Source organism: uncultured Thermosynechococcus sp. (genome assembly GCF_938074695.1).
Classification (GTDB): domain Bacteria; phylum Cyanobacteriota; class Cyanobacteriia; order Thermosynechococcales; family Thermosynechococcaceae; genus Thermosynechococcus.
Window position 1 is genome coordinate 1 of the sequence record NZ_CALJEM010000020.1, and the last position, 16,747, is coordinate 16,747.

General features: G+C 55.1%; 17 protein-coding genes, 1 tRNA gene, 1 pseudogene and 1 riboswitch. Of the genes and pseudogenes, 11 read left to right on the top strand and 8 right to left on the bottom strand.

Going from position 1 to position 16,747, the window contains the following annotated elements; genetic code table 11:
* A pseudogene (locus Q0683_RS02725) lies at nt 1-196 on the top strand (hypothetical protein); the annotation flags it as partial.
* 241 nt (nt 197-437) lie between these two features.
* Here the strand turns inward: Q0683_RS02725 and Q0683_RS02730 are convergent.
* Nucleotides 438-731, bottom strand: coding sequence for an STAS domain-containing protein (locus Q0683_RS02730; protein ID WP_298613217.1), 294 nt, complete (start codon nt 729-731; stop codon nt 438-440).
* A 162-nt stretch (nt 732-893) separates the two neighbouring features.
* Here Q0683_RS02730 and Q0683_RS02735 point away from each other — a divergent pair, with 162 nt between their 5' ends.
* Together Q0683_RS02735 and Q0683_RS02740 are read left to right on the top strand one after the other, a co-directional pair.
* The gene (locus Q0683_RS02735; RefSeq protein ID WP_298613214.1) at nt 894-1,124 is read left to right on the top strand and encodes a photosystem I reaction center subunit IV; all 231 of its coding nucleotides are present in this window, start codon (nt 894-896) and stop codon (nt 1,122-1,124) included.
* A gap of 6 nt (nt 1,125-1,130) precedes the next feature.
* The gene (locus Q0683_RS02740) at nt 1,131-1,985 is read left to right on the top strand and encodes a DNA-formamidopyrimidine glycosylase (RefSeq protein ID WP_298613212.1); all 855 of its coding nucleotides are present in this window, start codon (nt 1,131-1,133) and stop codon (nt 1,983-1,985) included.
* On the opposite strand, the gene Q0683_RS02745 is transcribed toward Q0683_RS02740, so the two are convergent.
* The 3 genes from Q0683_RS02745 to Q0683_RS02755 form a co-directional block, all read right to left on the bottom strand.
* Nucleotides 1,955-3,193 carry a sensor histidine kinase KdpD gene (locus tag Q0683_RS02745; protein WP_298613209.1) on the bottom strand — a complete coding sequence of 413 codons (1,239 nt, stop codon included), beginning with the start codon at nt 3,191-3,193 and terminating at the stop codon, nt 1,955-1,957. The genes Q0683_RS02740 and Q0683_RS02745 overlap by 31 nt on opposite strands.
* A 76-nt stretch (nt 3,194-3,269) precedes the next feature.
* Nucleotides 3,270-4,592 (bottom strand): 30S ribosomal protein S12 methylthiotransferase RimO, encoded by a 1,323-nt coding sequence (gene rimO / locus Q0683_RS02750; protein WP_298976186.1) that lies wholly within the window; start codon nt 4,590-4,592, stop codon nt 3,270-3,272.
* Between the two features lie 19 nt (nt 4,593-4,611).
* Nucleotides 4,612-5,268, bottom strand: a complete 657-nt coding sequence (locus tag Q0683_RS02755) for a Mo-dependent nitrogenase C-terminal domain-containing protein (protein WP_298613203.1) — start codon at nt 5,266-5,268, stop codon at nt 4,612-4,614.
* 127 nt (nt 5,269-5,395) lie between these two features.
* On the opposite strand from Q0683_RS02755, the gene Q0683_RS02760 reads away from it, so the two are divergent.
* The 6 genes from Q0683_RS02760 to Q0683_RS02785 all read left to right on the top strand — a co-directional run bounded on the left by Q0683_RS02760 (nt 5,396) and on the right by Q0683_RS02785 (nt 10,240).
* On the top strand, nt 5,396-6,031 hold the full coding sequence (locus Q0683_RS02760) for a chorismate lyase (protein WP_298613200.1): 636 nt from the start codon (nt 5,396-5,398) through the stop codon (nt 6,029-6,031).
* Nucleotides 6,032-6,129: 98 nt separating this feature from the next.
* On the top strand, nt 6,130-7,563 hold the full coding sequence (gene pds, locus Q0683_RS02765; protein WP_298976189.1) for a 15-cis-phytoene desaturase: 1,434 nt from the start codon (nt 6,130-6,132) through the stop codon (nt 7,561-7,563).
* Complete coding sequence (locus Q0683_RS02770) at nt 7,547-8,482, top strand: phytoene synthase (RefSeq protein ID WP_298613194.1); 936 nt, start codon at nt 7,547-7,549, stop codon at nt 8,480-8,482. Before pds ends, Q0683_RS02770 begins: the two co-directional genes overlap by 17 nt.
* Before the next feature lie 5 nt (nt 8,483-8,487).
* On the top strand, nt 8,488-9,006 hold the full coding sequence (locus tag Q0683_RS02775) for a phosphoribosyltransferase (RefSeq protein ID WP_298613191.1): 519 nt from the start codon (nt 8,488-8,490) through the stop codon (nt 9,004-9,006).
* Nucleotides 9,003-9,998: an aspartate carbamoyltransferase catalytic subunit gene (locus Q0683_RS02780; protein WP_298613188.1), complete on the top strand. Its 996-nt coding sequence runs from the start codon at nt 9,003-9,005 to the stop codon at nt 9,996-9,998. The genes Q0683_RS02775 and Q0683_RS02780 overlap by 4 nt, the downstream gene beginning before the upstream one ends.
* Complete coding sequence (locus Q0683_RS02785; RefSeq protein ID WP_298613185.1) at nt 9,995-10,240, top strand: 2Fe-2S iron-sulfur cluster-binding protein; 246 nt, start codon at nt 9,995-9,997, stop codon at nt 10,238-10,240. The genes Q0683_RS02780 and Q0683_RS02785 overlap by 4 nt, the downstream gene beginning before the upstream one ends.
* 23 nt (nt 10,241-10,263) lie before the next feature.
* Here the strand turns inward: Q0683_RS02785 and Q0683_RS02790 are convergent, their stop codons facing one another.
* A complete protein-coding gene (locus Q0683_RS02790; protein WP_366142466.1) occupies nt 10,264-11,607 on the bottom strand; it encodes an ArsB/NhaD family transporter in 1,344 nt (447 codons plus the stop codon).
* A 95-nt stretch (nt 11,608-11,702) separates the two neighbouring features.
* A riboswitch (cyclic di-AMP (ydaO/yuaA leader) is annotated at nt 11,703-11,841 on the bottom strand.
* Nucleotides 11,842-11,954: 113 nt separating this feature from the next.
* Here Q0683_RS02790 and Q0683_RS02795 point away from each other — a divergent pair.
* On the top strand, nt 11,955-12,902 hold the full coding sequence (locus tag Q0683_RS02795; RefSeq protein WP_298613179.1) for a bifunctional riboflavin kinase/FAD synthetase: 948 nt from the start codon (nt 11,955-11,957) through the stop codon (nt 12,900-12,902).
* Entirely contained in the window at nt 12,895-13,803 is a 909-nt protein-coding gene (locus Q0683_RS02800) for a MoxR family ATPase (protein WP_298613177.1), read from the top strand. The genes Q0683_RS02795 and Q0683_RS02800 overlap by 8 nt, the downstream gene beginning before the upstream one ends.
* 60 nt (nt 13,804-13,863) lie before the next feature.
* Here the strand turns inward: Q0683_RS02800 and Q0683_RS02805 are convergent.
* The 3 genes from Q0683_RS02805 to serS form a co-directional block, all read right to left on the bottom strand.
* Nucleotides 13,864-13,935: transfer RNA gene (locus Q0683_RS02805), tRNA-Asn, on the bottom strand.
* Between the two features lie 58 nt (nt 13,936-13,993).
* The gene (murF, locus tag Q0683_RS02810; RefSeq protein WP_298613174.1) at nt 13,994-15,334 is read right to left on the bottom strand and encodes a UDP-N-acetylmuramoyl-tripeptide--D-alanyl-D-alanine ligase; all 1,341 of its coding nucleotides are present in this window, start codon (nt 15,332-15,334) and stop codon (nt 13,994-13,996) included.
* On the bottom strand, nt 15,331-16,623 hold the full coding sequence (gene serS / locus Q0683_RS02815) for a serine--tRNA ligase (RefSeq protein ID WP_298613221.1): 1,293 nt from the start codon (nt 16,621-16,623) through the stop codon (nt 15,331-15,333). Before serS ends, murF begins: the two co-directional genes overlap by 4 nt.
* Between the last annotated feature and the right edge of the window lie 124 nt (nt 16,624-16,747).

Sequence of the window (16,747 nt, forward strand, 5' to 3'; positions counted from 1 at the left end):
CTTCGTTACCCAATTTGCCGTGCGCGTTGCCTATTATGCTTTTGCTGCTTGCTTCAGCATCTTCCTCATTCTCTACCTTTTGCGGGGAATCGGTTGGCTGACAATGCTGCCGGGGGGACTTTTCTTGAGCCTCGTCATTGCCAGCTGGTTTACAGGGCTTTGGTCGGTTTTCACATTCTTGAAACAGCGTTACTAGCCTTCTCGCGGTGGATTTTTCTTTGCCGACGGATCTATTCAGGTGGGCAAACCCCTGATTTTTGCGTTGGATCCGCCGGAGTCCCTCTGGGAGCGGGTTTGAGCATTTTTAGTTACCTCGTAGAAAATAATTTACCCCCCCTTGCAAGGGATTCCTCGGAACAGGGGGTTGCAATCCGCTCAGGGAGAGGCTATATTAAGGACGCTCTTGCTTCCCTTGGGGAAAGCTGACTAAATGGAAATTAAAGGGTGGAAACAATTTGAAAGACCTTATCCATGCTTGTCAGCTCAAGGAGCATCATCATTTGCTTAGGAACATTGCGTAGGTAAAGTTGCCCGCCAGCGGTGCGAACGGTTTTAAGCGCAACGACGAGGGCACCTAAGCCAGAACTGTCAATGAAGGTGACCTCAGCGCAATCCAGCAATAAGTCTTGGGTTCCTTGTTGAACTAGTTCAGCGATTTTTTGACGAAATTCCTGAGCTTGCGGGCCACCAAAGACCCCTGACAGCTTGATGACTTCAGCAGTGTTGGCCATAGCATGATGACGAAAAGGGAATCCCCGCTAGTATAAGCCTTTTTCCCTAGCAATTCCCAGAGAGGGGCGGCTCTGTGAAATTTTGTGGAGCAAGCGTAACAAGCCGTAGTAGTCATAGTAGGCTTAACTCTAGCCGTTGAGAAATTTCTAGGACGATAACTCATGGTGCAACGTGGTTCTAAAGTCAAGATTCTCCGCCCTGAATCCTATTGGTACAACGAAGTGGGCACCGTCGCCTCCGTGGATCAAACCCCCGGCGTCAAATATCCGGTAATTGTGCGCTTTGACAAAGTCAATTACACCGGCTACAGCGGCAGTGCTGGTGGTGTGAATACGAACAATTTTGCGCTCCATGAACTGCAAGAGGTGGCTCCTCCCAAAAAAGGGAAATAGTGTCTTGTGCCGGAATTACCGGAAGTAGAAACAGTCCGCCGTGGGCTAGAAGTCGTCACCTTGGGGCAGCCTATTGTGGGGGGAGAAGTGCTTCTAGCCCGTTCGATTGCCCTTCCTGACCGGCCCCAAACCTTTATCGAGTCCCTGCGCGATCGCGCCTTTACCCAATGGCAACGGCGGGGGAAGTACCTTTTGGCCACCCTCAGTGACGACAGTTGCCTTGTCATTCATCTGCGCATGAGTGGCCAGCTCCTATGGCTGACGACCCCCCAGCCCCCCTGTCCCCATACCCGTGTCCGCTGGTTCTTGGCAACGGGGGCAGAACTCCGTTTTGTGGATCAACGCACCTTTGGCCGCTGTTGGTGGATTCCGGCCCATTGCCGCCCGGAACAGGCAATTCCCACCCTGGCCACATTGGCACCGGAACCCCTGAGTGAAGCCTTTACAGTGCGGTTCTTGGCGGAGCGGTTGGTGCACCATCGCCGTGCCCTGAAAACGGCTCTGTTAGATCAAACCGTTGTTGCGGGCATGGGGAATATCTATGCCGATGAGAGTCTTTTTTTAAGTGGCCTGCACCCCGCCCTGCCCACCCACACCCTGACAACGGAGCAGATCGCTCGCCTGCACCAAGTCATTCGCCGAGTGCTCAAGGAAGGAATTGCAGCGGGTGGTACCACTATTCGCACCTTTGTTACGCCGCAGGGGGTAAATGGTCACTATGGGGGTCAGGCATGGGTGTATGGTCGCCAAGGGAAAGCCTGCCGCGTCTGTGGCACGACCATTGAACGGCTGCGCTTGGCAGGCCGCTCCAGTCACTATTGTCCCCGCTGTCAGCCACTCTCGTCGGCAATGGGCAGATAGAGGGTGAGAATTTCGCCGGCTTGGCGATCGCGCCGTTGAATCACCTTTGCCCCCACGGCCTCAATCAAGAGTTTGGCAGCTTCAAAATTGAGACTCAGTTGCCCTGTTGCCGGATGCCAGAGGAGAAAGTGCCCCAAAGCGGCAAGATCGCTGCGGTATTTGTACTGGGGCGATCGCAATTCCAGCTTCACGTGCTGTCCTGCCCGCTGCACCACTAGCTGCAATTCACTCTCAGGGGCAAGGGTTTGGCTGTAGTACTCCACTAATCCTGTCAACACCTGATCCAAGGACGTTGGATCACTGAGGACGCGGGGTAACTCTGACGGACAATCCACTGCCAGTTTAACTTGCCGACGCGCCGCCTGTTTTTGCCAGCGGGTCAAGTTTGTCATGAAAAGTTCCGCCAAGTGGGTTTGGCCCAAAGCAAGGGGGGGCTTAGGGCTAGGACGAGTGAATATTTCTGCAGCATCACTCAGCAGATTAAAGCGGGTGATTTGATCTTGAATCTCTTGACCAATTTTTTGCAGATACTGGTAGGTGCGCTGGGGTAAATTCTCTTGCCGTTGTAGCAATTGGATAAAGGTATTGATGGTTGTGAGGGGAGTGCGCACCTCGTGGGCAAGGGCTTGCAGGAGGCTAATGTCAGCGGCCATGGGTGTTGTAGCCGCAGTCGGGGGGAGAGCCTCAGGGTAACTGTAGTCCAACAACCATTGGGCAAATTCGCTCACCAAGCGATAGCTGGGGGGAACCATGGCCGCGCCGGCAAACCATTGATCTATGGGGTGGAGATCGGTTAAAGGCAGTTGCTGCCGTAGCTGCTGCCAAAAGGCATGAATTTCTTCTGGATCAAAAGAAAAATGCAGTCCTCGCTCCCCTTGATAGACCAGCAACAGATTGACCTCCGGACTCAGTAACAGGCAAAAAGGACTCCTTCCCTCCCCCCCTGAGGGCAAAAGGGTCATTGCCGACAAAGCAGGCTTGGCATCCGTGGGGGGGAGGTAGGGGAGCGATCGCCCCTGGGGCAAGAGGACATAGGTTTTTAGGGGGGAATCTTTGACAATCGGACTGGGGAAGGAGACTAAAAAGCCCTCAATGGGATGTATTACTGCCAATAATTTTTCTAGGGCAGCCACCCCCGCTTGCCACTGCCAAAAGCGATCGCCGGCCCGACCGTCATCACGATCAATCGCGGAATGCGAGCGTCCCATAGCAGCCAATACAACGTCCCCCACTGCCTTGACCATAGCCCCAACGTTTCCGATTCGCCTAGGGGTAAAACCGAACTTAGGCGGGGATGATGCCGTACAGATCGTAAATGTCGGCAGCGGTGATTTTTACAGGGACAATTGTGCCCAAGGTGGCCCTGCCCTGGACATAAACTACCCCATCCACATCGGGGGCAAAGCGGGGAGAGCGGCCAATCAATTCCCCAGTTTGCGGATTTTCCTGTTCAATGAGCACAGGCACGGTCTTGCCCACCTCGGCGGCATTTTTGCGCTGAGCAATGGGTTGTTGCAGTTGCATCAGGCGATCGCGCCGCGCTATTTTGATTTCCTCTGGGATTTGATTGGGCAGCTCATAGGCAGCAGTGCCTTCCTCAGCGGAGTAGGTAAAGACCCCCACATGGTCAAACTCGTGCCGCTGCACAAACTGGCAGAGGTGTTCAAAGTGGCGCTCCGTTTCACCGGGAAACCCCACAATAAAGGTCGTGCGCATTACTGCTTCGGGTAAGTCCTGCCGCAGCCGCTCCATCAGGCGATCGTTGACCCCCGCCTGCCATGGCCGATTCATTGCCCGCAGGACTTCAGGGTGGGAATGTTGCAGCGGCAAGTCCAGATAGGGCAGGATGTTGGGCGTTTCCCGCATCGCCGCAATGACTTCAGGCGTCAGCCCCGTGGGATAGGCATAGTGCAGGCGAATCCAAGGCACGTCCACTTTGCCAAGGGCGCGAATCAGCGTTGCCAGTTGGGGCTGGCCATAGAGATCCATGCCGTAGTTGGTCGTAATTTGGGAAACAAGGATGATTTCTTGTACCCCCTCAGCGGCTAACTGCCGAGCCTCGTTGACAATGGACTCAATGGAGCGCGATCGCTGGTTGCCCCGCAACTGGGGAATAATACAAAAAGCACAGCGATAGTCACAGCCTTCGGCAATGCGCAGATAGGCCACAGGTGCCGGGGTGGTGCGGTAGCGGGGAACCGTTTCATCGGCAATGTAGGTGGGGACGGCACTGATTTGCTGCACCCGCTCGCCCCGTTCCACCCGCTCAATGACCTCGACAATGTGGTGGTAATCGCCACTGCCAACAACGGCCACGGCTTCGGGAAGCTCCGCCAAGAGTTCCCCTTGAAAGTGCTGTGCCAGGCAGCCGGTGATGACAATTTTCTTATTGGCCTCCGCCAGTTCGACAAGGGTGCGCACCGACTCTTCGCGGGCGGCTTGGATAAAGCTACAGGTGTTGACCACAACGTAGTCGGCTTCGGTTTCATCGGTTCCTACCCCATAGCCCGCCGCCGCAAGGAGACCAATCATGTGCTCTGTGTCCACGCGGTTCTTGTCACAGCCTAGGTGGGCAAAGGCAATTTTGGGTTTGCTGGGTTTTGACATCTAAGCGACTCGGTGCCCTCTAACAGTAGGGGGTAATATCTTCGCCACACTCCTCGGCTAAGTAGGTGAGGGAGCGGAAGCGCAACCCCATTAACTGATCATAGAGGGGATTGAGTTTACACAAGGGGGGGATATGCACAATCTTGCGGCCAAAGAGGACAATATCGCGCTCAAAGGGGCATTGGGGGGGAATCAGGCGGCAGAGAAAGCGAGCCACCTTGGCATCCTTGATCTCTAACCCATCCAGCCAGCGGCGCACCGGATCCAGCAGGCGCAGGGTTTGCTCATTGCTCTCGTGCTGGCCATCAAGGGTATGTTTTAGGGAGTCCAAGGCATCAATTTCCAGTCCTAGGGCACGGCAGAAGCGTTGCAGTTCGGCATCCTCCGATTGGGAGTAAATGCCATTGGCCAACGCCACCATGACGGCGGTGCGCAGGAAATTTTCCGCAAGGGGGCGATCGCTGCCAAAGGTGGCCTGCAATTCTGCATCGGTGACGGGGGCAAACTGCTCAAGATCGATTTCAGGGGCAATTTCCTCGCGAATTAGACTAGTAATCAGTTGCTTTTCTTCGGGGTCAAAGTGACCATCGGCACAGGCAATACTCAAAAGTCCTTTAATCCAAATGGCCGTTTGTTCCGGTGTCAGCTCAAGGGGAGATGCCACTGGGGTTGTCATAGAGATTGCCTCAAGATTACTGCTCACTACGACTCTACTCTAGCCCTTGGGCCTTCGTACCCTTCTGAAAGAGCACGATCATCCTTGCTACAATTGACGAAGTTTTGTTAAGCAGTGTGTCACGTCCTTGACTGTTTCGCTGTTGCCCTCCACCTGCTCTAGCCCTTGGTATGCCCTTGATCCCATTTGGCAGGGGGATGCGGCAGCGATCGCCCAAGGCTTGCCCCATGATCTTTTAGCGCCCGCGTGGCAAATGCTGATTCTGGGGGATGGCTCCCCCACCCGCCACCTCCAACTGCTGACCGGTGAAACTACAGAAGTGGATGTGATTGATATGTCCGCTATTGGCCACGCCAGCGATCGCGCCCCGGCGCAACTACAACTGATTCCAGCTCCTCGGCTGCGGCGTCAGGTGTGGCTACGAACTGCCTCAGGTCAACGCCTTGCCTATGCCACCTCCTGGTGGGAAGCCGCCCATGTGGATGAGTATTTGCAAAACCGCGCCATGCCCATTTGGACGAATCTCGCCCAGCGCAAGGTGGAGCTTTATCGCGATATTCAGGCGGTGTATCTAGGGCACTCTGAAACCCTGGCTGCCGCCTTTGGTGAGCCGGGACCCTTTTGGGGGCGGCATTACCTCTTTTGGCACGATCGCCGTCCTATCACCCTCATCTATGAAGTCTTTTCTCCCTATCTCTGCCGTTACCTTGGCCCAATGGGAAGTACGGTCTATTTGGCAAATTCAACTCCAACATTAGCCTAGGGCCGGTGTTTCCGTAACGTTTTGTAAATATAATATGAACAGCTTTTTGTCTCCCTTGGGGACTACGTTCATCTTCGTCAGTTAGGGTAACGTCATTCATGCGAGTTGCAATTGCCGGTGGTGGCCTAGCGGGCTTAGCCTGCGCCAAGTATCTAGTGGATGCGGGACATACCCCCATCGTCTTTGAGCGTGCCAATGTCCTTGGGGGCTTGGTGGCGGCATGGCAGGACGCCGATGGGGACTGGGTAGAAACGGGCTTACACGCCTTCTTTGGCGCCTACCCCAATATGTTGCAACTCCTTGAGGAATTGGGAATTAGCGATCGCTTGCAATGGAAACGCCATGCCCTGATTTTTAACCAACCCGAAAAGCCGGGGGTGCTCTCGTGGTTTGCTGTCCCCGATATTCCTGCGCCCTTTAATGTGCTGCTCTCGATTTTGCGCAACAACGATATGCTGACCTGGGAGCAGAAGTTCCGCTTTGCTTTAGGCCTGTGGCCGGCGATCGTGCGCGGTCAAAAATACGTCGAGGCGATGGACAAATACACACTCCTTGAGTGGCTACAACGCCAAGGCATTGATGAGCGGGTGAACTCCGATATTTTCATTGCCGCCTCCAAGGCTCTCACCTTCCTGAACCCCGATGAAGTCTCGGCAACGATTCCCCTGACGGCAATGAACCGCTTCCTGCGGGAACGCTATGGCTCAAAAATTGCCTTCTTAGACGGGGCGCCCCCCGAACGCTTGTGTCAGCCAATTGTGGATTACGTTACGACCCGCGGCGGTGAAGTGCACACCAATGTGGCACTGCGGGAGATTGTCCTCAATGAGGATCTCTCTGTGCGCTCCTTTGTCATGGCCGATCGCGAGGGGCAGCGGCGCTTTGAAATCACCGCCGATGCCTATGTCTCGGCAATGTCCGTGGATGCCCTTAAACTGCTGCTGCCGAAGCCGTGGCAAGACCTGCCCTTTTTCCAGAAACTCAATGGCCTGGAAGGCGTTCCTGTGATTAATGTCCAAATCTGGTTTGATCGCAAATTGCCGACCGTGGATCATCTCCTTTTCTCGCGATCGCCCCTCTTGAGTGTCTATGCCGACATGAGCGAAACCTGCAAGGGCTATGCCGATCCCGACAGGTCAATGCTGGAGCTGGTATTAGCCCCTGCCGCCGAGTGGATTGGCCGCAGTGATGAAGAGATTGTGGAGGCCACCCTTGCCGAACTGGCCAAGCTCTTCCCCAATCACTTGCCAGAACCTGCTAAAGTGCTGAAAACAGCGGTGGTGAAAACCCCCCGTTCAGTCTATAAAGCCACCCCCGGTCGCCAAGCCTTTCGCCCAGAGCAGGTCACCCCCATTCCCAACTTCTTCCTCGCGGGGAGCTATACAATGCAGCCGTACCTTGGGAGTATGGAAGGGGCAGTTCTTTCTGGTAAGCTGACAGCGCAGGCGATCGCGAAGCGGCTCGCAGAGAGCAACACCCCACAGCCCCCCAAACCCTCTACTCAGACTGTCGCCAATGCTGCAACTGCCTAGAGCCGAGTACGTTCCTCCCCTGATTTCCCTCGACGAAGCCTACGAGTTGTGTCGTCAGGTAACCGCCACCTACGCCAAGACGTTTTACCTCGGCACACTGTTGATGCCTCCCGCCAAGCGCCGCGCCATTTGGGCAATTTACGTCTGGTGTCGGCGCACCGACGAGCTAGTGGACGGGCCGCAGGCAGCCACAACCACCATGGCCACCCTCGATGAGTGGGAAGCCCGCCTTGAGGACATTTTTGCCGGTCGCCCCCACGATGCCATGGACTTAGCCCTGACGGCAACGCTGGAACAATACCCCCTAGACATCCAACCCTTTCGGGATATGATTGCGGGCCAGCGGATGGACCTGCACCGCAGTCGCTATGACACCTTTGCCGAGTTGGAACTCTACTGCTACCGCGTTGCGGGTACGGTGGGCTTGATGTCCCTTGAGGTTATGGGCGGCAATCCCTATAGCGATCGCCTGTGTTCCCCTTGGGTAGATCCCTATCAGGCCAAAGGTACCCTCAAAGATCAAGCGATTGCCCTCGGCATTGCCAATCAGCTCACCAATATCCTGCGGGATGTGGGAGAAGATATGCGGCGGGGACGAATTTATTTACCTTTAGAGGATTTAGCTGCCTTTCATTACACCGAGGAAGATTTGCAGCGGGGGGTAATTGACGATCGCTGGCGGGCACTGATGCGCTTTCAAATTCAGCGGGCACGACAATTTTATCGGCAAGCAGAAGTGGGGATTGCCTACCTAGAGCGGGATGCCCGTTGGCCTGTGTGGTCGGCGTTGATGCTCTATCGCCAAATTCTTGATGTCATCGAAGCCAACGATTACGATGTCTTTAACCGGCGCGCCTTTGTCTCTGGGTGGCGCAAGCTGCTCTCTATTCCCATTTCCTGGTTGAAGGCCAGCTTCTAGGTACCATGGCAGATCTCTACGTGGATTGGGACGAGTATCATCGCACCATTGAACGGTTGGCGATCGCCGTTTATGAATCGGGATGGCAGTTCAATCAAATCCTCTGCCTGGCCAAGGGGGGTCTGCGGGTAGGGGACATTCTCAGCCGCTTGTTTAATCAACCCCTCGCGATTTTGGCGGTGTCGTCCTATGGCGGTATCAATAAGCAAGAGCGGGGGCGCATCACCTTTGCGCGGGACTTGACCATGACCACTGCCACCTTAGGCAGCCATGTCCTGTTGGTGGATGACTTAGTGGATTCTGGCCTTTCGTTGAAAAAAACGCTGCGGTGGCTAGAGCTAAAATACGGCTTTGCCGTTGAGGAGGTGCGCACGGCAGTGCTGTGGTACAAAGCGGCCTCCTGTATTCGTCCAGATTACTATGTGCATTACCTGCCGGGGAATCCATGGATTCATCAACCCTTTGAACGCTACGAACAACTCACAGCCGCTGAGCTTGCTCGAACTCTAACCTCCTGTCCATGACGCCTACTCTTACTCCCCCCCACCACTGGCAGCGTCGCCACGTCCTCTCCCTCCAAGACTTTACGGTGGCGGAGCTAGACATTGTGCTGCAAACGGCACTGAGTTTTCAAGAAGTCCTGAATCGTCGCACTAAAAAAGTGCCAACCCTGCAAGCGCGGGTGGTGGCCAATCTTTTTTTTGAAAGTTCAACACGCACTCGCAATAGTTTTGAGCTGGCAGCCAAACGACTTTCTGCCGATATTCTCAACTTCTCTCCCGGCACCTCTGCCCTCACCAAAGGGGAAACGATTCTCGATACCGCTAAGACCCTGTGGGCGATGGGGGCAGAGTTCATGGTGATTCGCCATCAGCAGTCGGGAGTGCCCCAGACCATTGCAGCGGAAATGGATCGTCTTGGCGCTCAGGTGGCCGTTCTCAATGCCGGTGATGGCTTGCATGAACATCCCTCTCAAGCGCTGCTGGATCTGTTTACCCTTTGCCAACTCTACGATCCACATCAGCCCTGCTGTGCCCTGTTGCAGGGGAAGAAAATTGCCATTGTCGGGGATATTCGCCATTCCCGCGTGGCGCGATCCAACCTCTACAGCCTTAAGACCGCTGGTGCCGATGTGCACTTAGCTGGCCCCCCTACCCTGCTGCCGCCGGAATTTGCAGAGTATGGGGCAACACTCCACTGGACGCTGGAACCGGCCCTTGCCGATGCTGATATTGTCATGACGCTGCGGCTGCAACGGGAACGCATGGATCAACACTTGATCCCCAGTTTACGCGAGTACCATCGGCAGTTTGGCATTACCCATGAGCGGCTGCGCCTGTGTAAACCCCATGTGCGCGTGATGCATCCGGGGCCGGTGAATCGCGGTGTGGAATTGAGTTCGGCACTGCTGGAGGATCGCCAATCGAGCCTTGTTAATCAACAGGTGACCAGTGGGGTGGCGGTGCGGATGGCCTTGCTGTACTTAATGGGAACGTACCATGGAGTGAAGGAATGATTAGGGTGACGTTTCTGCCGGATCACGTCTCTGTTGAAGCCGAAGCGGGCGAAAGTTGGTTGAGCGTAGCTGAGCGAGCCGGTGTGGAGATTCCCACGGGGTGTCGCATGGGGAGTTGCGGAGCCTGTACGGTGGAATTGGCGAATGGCGAAGAAATTCGCACCTGTATCTCTACAATTGCCGGCGATCGCAAAGATTGCACCCACATTACGGCCTATGTGTTTCGCGATCCGACTTGGTAACTTAAGGGAAGATTGGGCAGCAGTCACTGCCAAATGAGAAAGCGCACCGTTAAAAAAAGTGCCGAAACCCCTAACTGCAATGCCGTAATCGGTATCCCATAGCGCAGGAAAGTTTTGAAGCGAATGCGGCGGCCGTGGAGTTCGGCAATCCCCGCACCGACGATGTTGGCAGAGGCACCGACAAGGGTGGCATTGCCCCCTAAGGTTGCTCCTAGCATCATGGCATAGAACAGGGGTAGCACCTGTGCTGGTAAATCACCACCATAGCCGACGTGAAGAATTTCTGCACCCGCTAGCCCCACCTCTACGAGGTATTTTTTCAGCAGCGGTACCATCGCCACCACCAAGGGGATATTGGGAATGACGCTGGAGAGAATGCCAATCGTAAACAGTAGGAGTAGCGAGCCAAAAAAGATATTTTGGCCAATGATAACGCCGAGAAGTTGCGAAAGTTGGCCAATGATGCCTGTTTTCTCCAAGCCACCAATGAGGACAAAAATACTCATAAAGAAGATCAGGGTGGCCCAGTCCACATCCCGTAGAATGTTGGTAACCGTATCAATCTTGCTTTGATGGGACAAAAGGAGTGCCAAGGCAGCCCCCATTAAAGCAACCGCAGGGGGAGCCACTTTAACGACCATGCCATCGCCAATAACAAAGAAGGTCAAGACAAAGACGATGATCACACAGCCGACGGCCAGGGTGCGGGGATGATTAATTTTCGGGTGGGGCAAGTGATCGAGGGAGTTGAGTTCTTTGCGCCAAATACGGCGAAAGAGAATCGGCAGGCAAAAGACAATGACGGCGATCGCCAGTACCCCCCCTAGACTGAGACGCAGCAGATAATCGGCAAAACTAAGATTGATGGCATCCCCGACAATATAAGTGGCTGGATCGCCGACAAGGGTCAGCAACCCGGCACTATTAGAGACAATCACCATCAGGATAATCAGGGGCACAAAGTCCACCCCCACTTCAGCCGCCATGGGGGGCAACAAGGGGGCAAGGAGCATCACTGTCGTGGCATTGGGCAGCACGGCACAGATGGGGGTTGTTAGAGCCACGATCCCCAACAGCAGGCGTTTTCCCTGACCTCGGGCAAGGATCACCATTTGGGTTGCCAGATACTCAAATACCTTGGTGGGTTCAAAGGCGCGAACCAGAACCATGACCCCAAAAAAGAGAGCGAGGGTACCATGACTGCGGCCAATGTAGCTAATGGCCTCCCCAAGGGTCATGATATTGAGAAAGACAAGGAGAATCGCCCCCAAAAAGGCCGCAATCGTAATGTTGATCCACTCGGTCATGATCAGAAGGATCACGCCTAGGAAGATCGTGCCAGCAGCGAATGCATGCCAGTGTTCAATCAGCATTGGGCTTCCTGAAAATTGCTAAGGTAACAAATTCGGTCAACGCCACGAAACCGAAACGCTGGAACACTGAGCAGTTGTAAAAAAAACAGCCAGTCTCCAACTGAATGCCGACGAAGTTAGCTGACGGGCTAGGATTCAGTGGTATCCTTTCTCGGTGGAGAATGCGCCCCTGATTCGTTGGTTCCTCCGCTCTAAGCTGCCAAGGCTCAGATTAGGCACAAGAAGATAAATTGCTACTCAACGTAGCATAGGCCTCTTGAATCCTTCAAGAGAAATTCTTCTATGACGTAAATAGAAAACCTTAATGAACGCTTTCCCAGACTGTTGCTCCTTGGTTAAATGTGTCAAAATGTTTCCTGTGTCAATTTAACAGTGGCCTACCCTTGCAAACTCCTACGGCGATCGCCCTTGGCAATTTTGACGGTGTCCATCGAGGGCATCAAGAGGTGATCCGCACCCTTGTGGCCGCAGCCCCTCCAGAGTGTTCCCCTTCGGTGATTACTTTTTCACCCCATCCACAGGCGTTTTTCACAGGGGAGAAGCGCCTTCTCCTGACCCCTGAGGCGGAAAAATCTGCGCTCCTAAAGCAGTATGGCATTGAGCAGGTGATTGTTTTGCCCTTTACCCATGCTTTGGCTCAACTGTCGCCCTTGGAGTTTGTTGAGCAAATTTTGGTGCAGCAGTTGCAGGCAAAGGTGTTGAGTGTGGGATTTAATTTTGGCTTTGGACGGGGGCGATCGGGCACAGCGGAGGACTTGCGCAGCCTCTGTGCCGCCTTTGGCATTCCGGTGCACATTGTGCCCCCCTATTGTCGGGGGAGCGATCGCGTGAGTAGCTCGGCGGTGCGGGCAGCCCTCGCAGAGGGGGATGTGGCCTTGGCACGGGAGCTATTGGGACGCCCCTATGCCTTGACGGGGACGGTCATTCCAGGGGAACAGTTGGGACGCCAGTTGGGGTTCCCCACAGCCAATTTGTCCCTCCCCACTGAGAAATTATTGCCCCGCCATGGGGTCTATGCCTGCCGCGTAACAGGTGCAGCATTTGCTGGTGAGCAATTGGGGGTGGTAAATATTGGTCTGCGACCCACGGTAACAGGCCGGCAGGTGACCACGGAGGTGCATCTGTTGAATTGGCAGGGGAGTCTCTACAATCAAGAAATCACCCTCCACCTGGAGGCCTTTATTCGCCCAGAGGTGAGATTTCCCAGTTTGGCTGCCCTACGGGCGCAAATTGCTGCCGATTGCCAAGTGGCTGCCGATCTCTTGAAGCAAGTTGTCTCCTATGCGTGAACCTCTCCGGCGACTGGTAACGAACCTTGGGCAAGTCATGGTGGGCAAAGAAGCCGCCATTGAACTCCTGTTGGTGGGGTTGCTGGCAGGGGGTCACGTCCTGTTGGAGGATGTGCCGGGGGTGGGGAAAACGCTCTTGGCCAAGGCGTTGGCGCGATCGCTGGGGGGGACCTTTCAGCGCATCCAAGCCACACCTGATTTACTGCCCACCGATTTATCGGGCACGAACATCTGGAACCCCAAAACCGCAGAGTTTGAGTTTCGCCCCGGCCCTGTCTTTTGCAATATCCTCCTAGCGGATGAGATTAACCGTGCCACACCGCGAACCCAATCGGCCCTTCTAGAGGTAATGGAGGAATACCAAGTCACCATTGATGGCGTCACCTACCCCCTACCACAGCCCTTTTTTGTGATCGCCACCCAGAACCCCGTGGAGTACCAAGGCACATTTCCCCTGCCCGAAGCCCAGTTAGATCGCTTTGCCCTGTGTTTTAGTTTGGGCTACCCTAGCGAGGAAGAGGAGCTGCAGATGCTACAACGGGTGCGCGGGGGCTTGGAGGTCAATCAATTGGAGCCTTGCCTGAGCTTGGGGGAAATCCAACAGTTGCGGCAGCAGGTGCTACAGGTACGGGTGGAACTTCCTTTGCAAAAGTACATTCTTGCCCTTGTGCGGGCGAGCCGTGAGAGCGATCGCATTACGCTGGGAGTGAGTCCGCGGGGAACAGTCATGCTCCAGCGAACAGCTCAAGCCTTAGCGTTTCTCAATGGCCGCGACTACGTCCTGCCCGATGATGTGAAGCAATTGGCCCCCCATGTACTGACCCATCGTCTAATTACAGCAGCGGGGCGCTCAGGTCGTGCCTGTGTAGCAGAACTGTTGGAAACAGTGGCAGTTCCCTAGGGGGAGGTAGCGCGAATGCGGGAGGACGTGGCCATGGATAGCGTGGCTCAAGTTATTAGACTCCCCAGGCTGGATTCGAACCAGCGACCAATCGGTTAACAGCCGACCGCTCTACCGCTGAGCTACTGAGGAATATTGACGTTTTTCTAGTGTAGCGTAGTTCACTGCTCTTTGCAAGCCTCGACCCCCCTTAAGACGGCAGTTTGGGCCAGCGCTGCCGCAGTTCAGTGACTACTCGATCTAGGGCAACGGCATGGGAGGCCTTAAAAAGAAGGCGATCGCCCGCTTGCATTTCCTTCAATAGGTACTCCACCAATTCTTCGTGGCAAGCAAATTGTTGACTGGGAACATGCCCCGCTCCGCGCGCAAGGGCTGCCCCTTCATTACCTCTATCGAGGATCAAGAGACCATCGAGGTCTAATTCGGCAATCGTTGCCCCCACCTGCTCATGAAAGGGGAGGGAAAACTCGCCCAGTTCGCGCATAGGGCCGAGAACCGCCAGATGCCGCCGACCGGGGAGCGATCGCAACAGGTGCAAGGCCGCCACCATGGATTCTAGGCCGGCATTGTAGGTTTCATCCAGCAAGAGAATATCTGGTTCAAGGAGATAGCGGCCGCCGCGACCACTGGGCAGTTCTAGCATTAACTGGGGAGGCAGACAACTGCTCTCTAGATCCAGAGCTTGCAGTACCCCAAGGGCGGCCAAAAAGTTGAGGGCATGGTGGGCGCCAGCAAGGGGAACGGTGTAGGTACGTCCATTCACATGCAGGGTTTGGGGGGGTTGGTAGCGTCCCCGCAGGGTGCCCCCCTCAAGGCCATAGGTAATCGTGCGTCCTGACCAAACCTGCATGGCTGTTGGCAAGAGCAAGGGGCTATCGGCATTGAGCACCGCAGTTCCCCCCGCGGGCATTTCGGCAAGCAGTTCGCATTTGGCTTGGGCAATGGCCTCGCGCGAACCCAAGCGACCAATATGCGCCGTGCCAACATTGGTAATTACGGCAACATCGGGCTGGGCAATCCGGCTCAAGAGGGCAATTTCGCCGCGGGCACGCATCCCCATTTCAATCACGGCAAATTGGTGATGGGGTTCCAGTTGCAGGAGGGTCTTAGGAACGCCAATCTCGTTGTTGAAGTTGGCTGTGGTTTTGTGAACAGCACCGTAGTGACTGAGGACAGCAGCAATCATTTCCTTGGTGGTGGTTTTGCCCACCGAGCCAGTAACTGCAATGACTTTGGCTGAACATTGCTGCCGCCACCACTGCCCCAAGCGCTGATAGGCCCATAGGGTATCCGGCACCCGAAGCTGCGGCAAAGGAGAAGACACTGCTGTCTCGACAATCAGGGCGATCGCCCCCGCTGCAGCCGCTTGCTCCACGAATTGATGGCCATCAAAGGTTGCCCCCCGCAGGGCAACAAATAGATTTCCTGCGGCAATCTGGCGGGAGTCAGTGCTGACCCCCGTAATGGGTACCTCTGGCGAGGCAGTTTCTACCCCTAACGCATGGGCGATCGCCCCCAGGGTCGTGTTCACGAGGCTGCCCTGCCAATGTGACTACATTTCAAGTAAGGTTGTAGTACCTCCGGTACCCGCACCGTGCCATCCGCCTGTTGGTAGTTTTCCAGAATGGCCGCCATCGTCCGTCCAACGGCTAAACCAGACCCATTGAGCGTGTGCACAAACTGGGTTCCCTTTTGCTTGGCTCCCTTAAAGCGAATCTTGGCTCGACGGGCTTGGAAATCCCCAAAATTAGAGCAACTGGAAATTTCGCGGTAGCAGCCCGCTGCGGGCAGCCACACTTCCAAGTCGTAGCACTTCATGGCAGCAAATCCCAGATCTCCGGTGCACAGTTCAACCACCCGATAGGGCAGTTTCAGGGCTTGGAGAATGAACTCTGCATCGGCCACAAGGGCTTCATGTTCCGCAGCGGAAGTTTCCGGATGAACAAACTTAACCAACTCAACTTTATTGAATTGGTGCAGGCGAATGAGACCGCGGGTATCCTTGCCGTAGCTGCCCGCTTCGCGCCGAAAACAGGGGGTGTAGGCACAGTGGTAAATGGGCAGTTGCTCGGCGGCTAAAATTTCCTCCCGATAGAGATTCGTTAGCGGCACTTCCGCCGTTGGAATCAACCAGAGATCATCATCGGCACAGCGAAAGCTCTCCTCAGCAAATTTGGGGAGTTGCCCCGTTGCGGTTAGCGAGGCGGTATTCACCAACAGGGGCGGCAACACTTCCACATAGCCGCGCTCGCGGTGGGTATCGAGCATGAACTGGATCAAGGCCCGCTCCAGGGCAGCCCCCATGCCCCAGAGGGTAACAAAGCGGCTTTGGGCGACTTTTACCGATCGCTCCACCTCCCAGAGTCCCAGTTGAGTGGCAATGTCCCAATGGGGCTGGCACGGCTGAGTTGGTTTATATTCATCCCCCCAACGGCGCACCTCCACGTTTTCGGTTTCATCGCGGCCAATGGGAGTTGTTTCGCTGGGAAGGTTGGGAATTGTCAGCAGCAGGCGCTCTAGTTCCTCCTTGAGCTGCCGTTCTTGGGGTTCGAGATCACTGAGCTGCTGCTTGAGATCGTTGGCCTCGGTCTTTAGAGCTTGGATTTCGGGGTCAGTGGGGGGAACACCGGACTTAATTTTTCTGCCGACAAGGGCACCAATTTCGTTACTGCGGGCCTGGAGGCGCGATCGCTGTTGTTCCAACTGTCGCTGTTGCGCATCCAATTCTAAAATGCGCTCAAGGTCAAAGTCACCGCCGCGCCGCCGCAGGCGATCGCCAAAGGCTTGGGGGTTTTCTCGCAGTTGTTTTAGATCAATCACAGGTGACGAAACCTAGTGCAAACCGCATTGATCCTATCACCAAGGAAGGAGATTGATTCTAGGGACTGCCTTGCCGTTGTTTGTCATCCAACCCGCTAAAGTTCGTCTATCCACCATCGAGATT

Bases quoted from the DNA above. Each gene is read 5' to 3' on its own strand.
- rimO (WP_298976186.1), bottom strand. From the start codon at position 4,592: ATGTCAAAACCCAGCAAACCCAAAATTGCCTTTGCCCACCTAGGCTGT.
- Q0683_RS02785 (WP_298613185.1), top strand. From the start codon at position 9,995: ATGATTAGGGTGACGTTTCTGCCGGATCACGTCTCTGTTGAAGCCGAA.
- Q0683_RS02770 (WP_298613194.1), top strand. From the start codon at position 7,547: ATGCTGCAACTGCCTAGAGCCGAGTACGTTCCTCCCCTGATTTCCCTC.
- pds (WP_298976189.1), top strand. From the start codon at position 6,130: ATGCGAGTTGCAATTGCCGGTGGTGGCCTAGCGGGCTTAGCCTGCGCC.
- Q0683_RS02755 (WP_298613203.1), bottom strand. From the start codon at position 5,268: ATGACAACCCCAGTGGCATCTCCCCTTGAGCTGACACCGGAACAAACG.
- Q0683_RS02730 (WP_298613217.1), bottom strand. From the start codon at position 731: ATGGCCAACACTGCTGAAGTCATCAAGCTGTCAGGGGTCTTTGGTGGC.
- Q0683_RS02735 (WP_298613214.1), top strand. From the start codon at position 894: ATGGTGCAACGTGGTTCTAAAGTCAAGATTCTCCGCCCTGAATCCTAT.
- Q0683_RS02780 (WP_298613188.1), top strand. From the start codon at position 9,003: ATGACGCCTACTCTTACTCCCCCCCACCACTGGCAGCGTCGCCACGTC.
- Q0683_RS02800 (WP_298613177.1), top strand. From the start codon at position 12,895: ATGCGTGAACCTCTCCGGCGACTGGTAACGAACCTTGGGCAAGTCATG.
- Q0683_RS02775 (WP_298613191.1), top strand. From the start codon at position 8,488: ATGGCAGATCTCTACGTGGATTGGGACGAGTATCATCGCACCATTGAA.
- Q0683_RS02745 (WP_298613209.1), bottom strand. From the start codon at position 3,193: ATGGGACGCTCGCATTCCGCGATTGATCGTGATGACGGTCGGGCCGGC.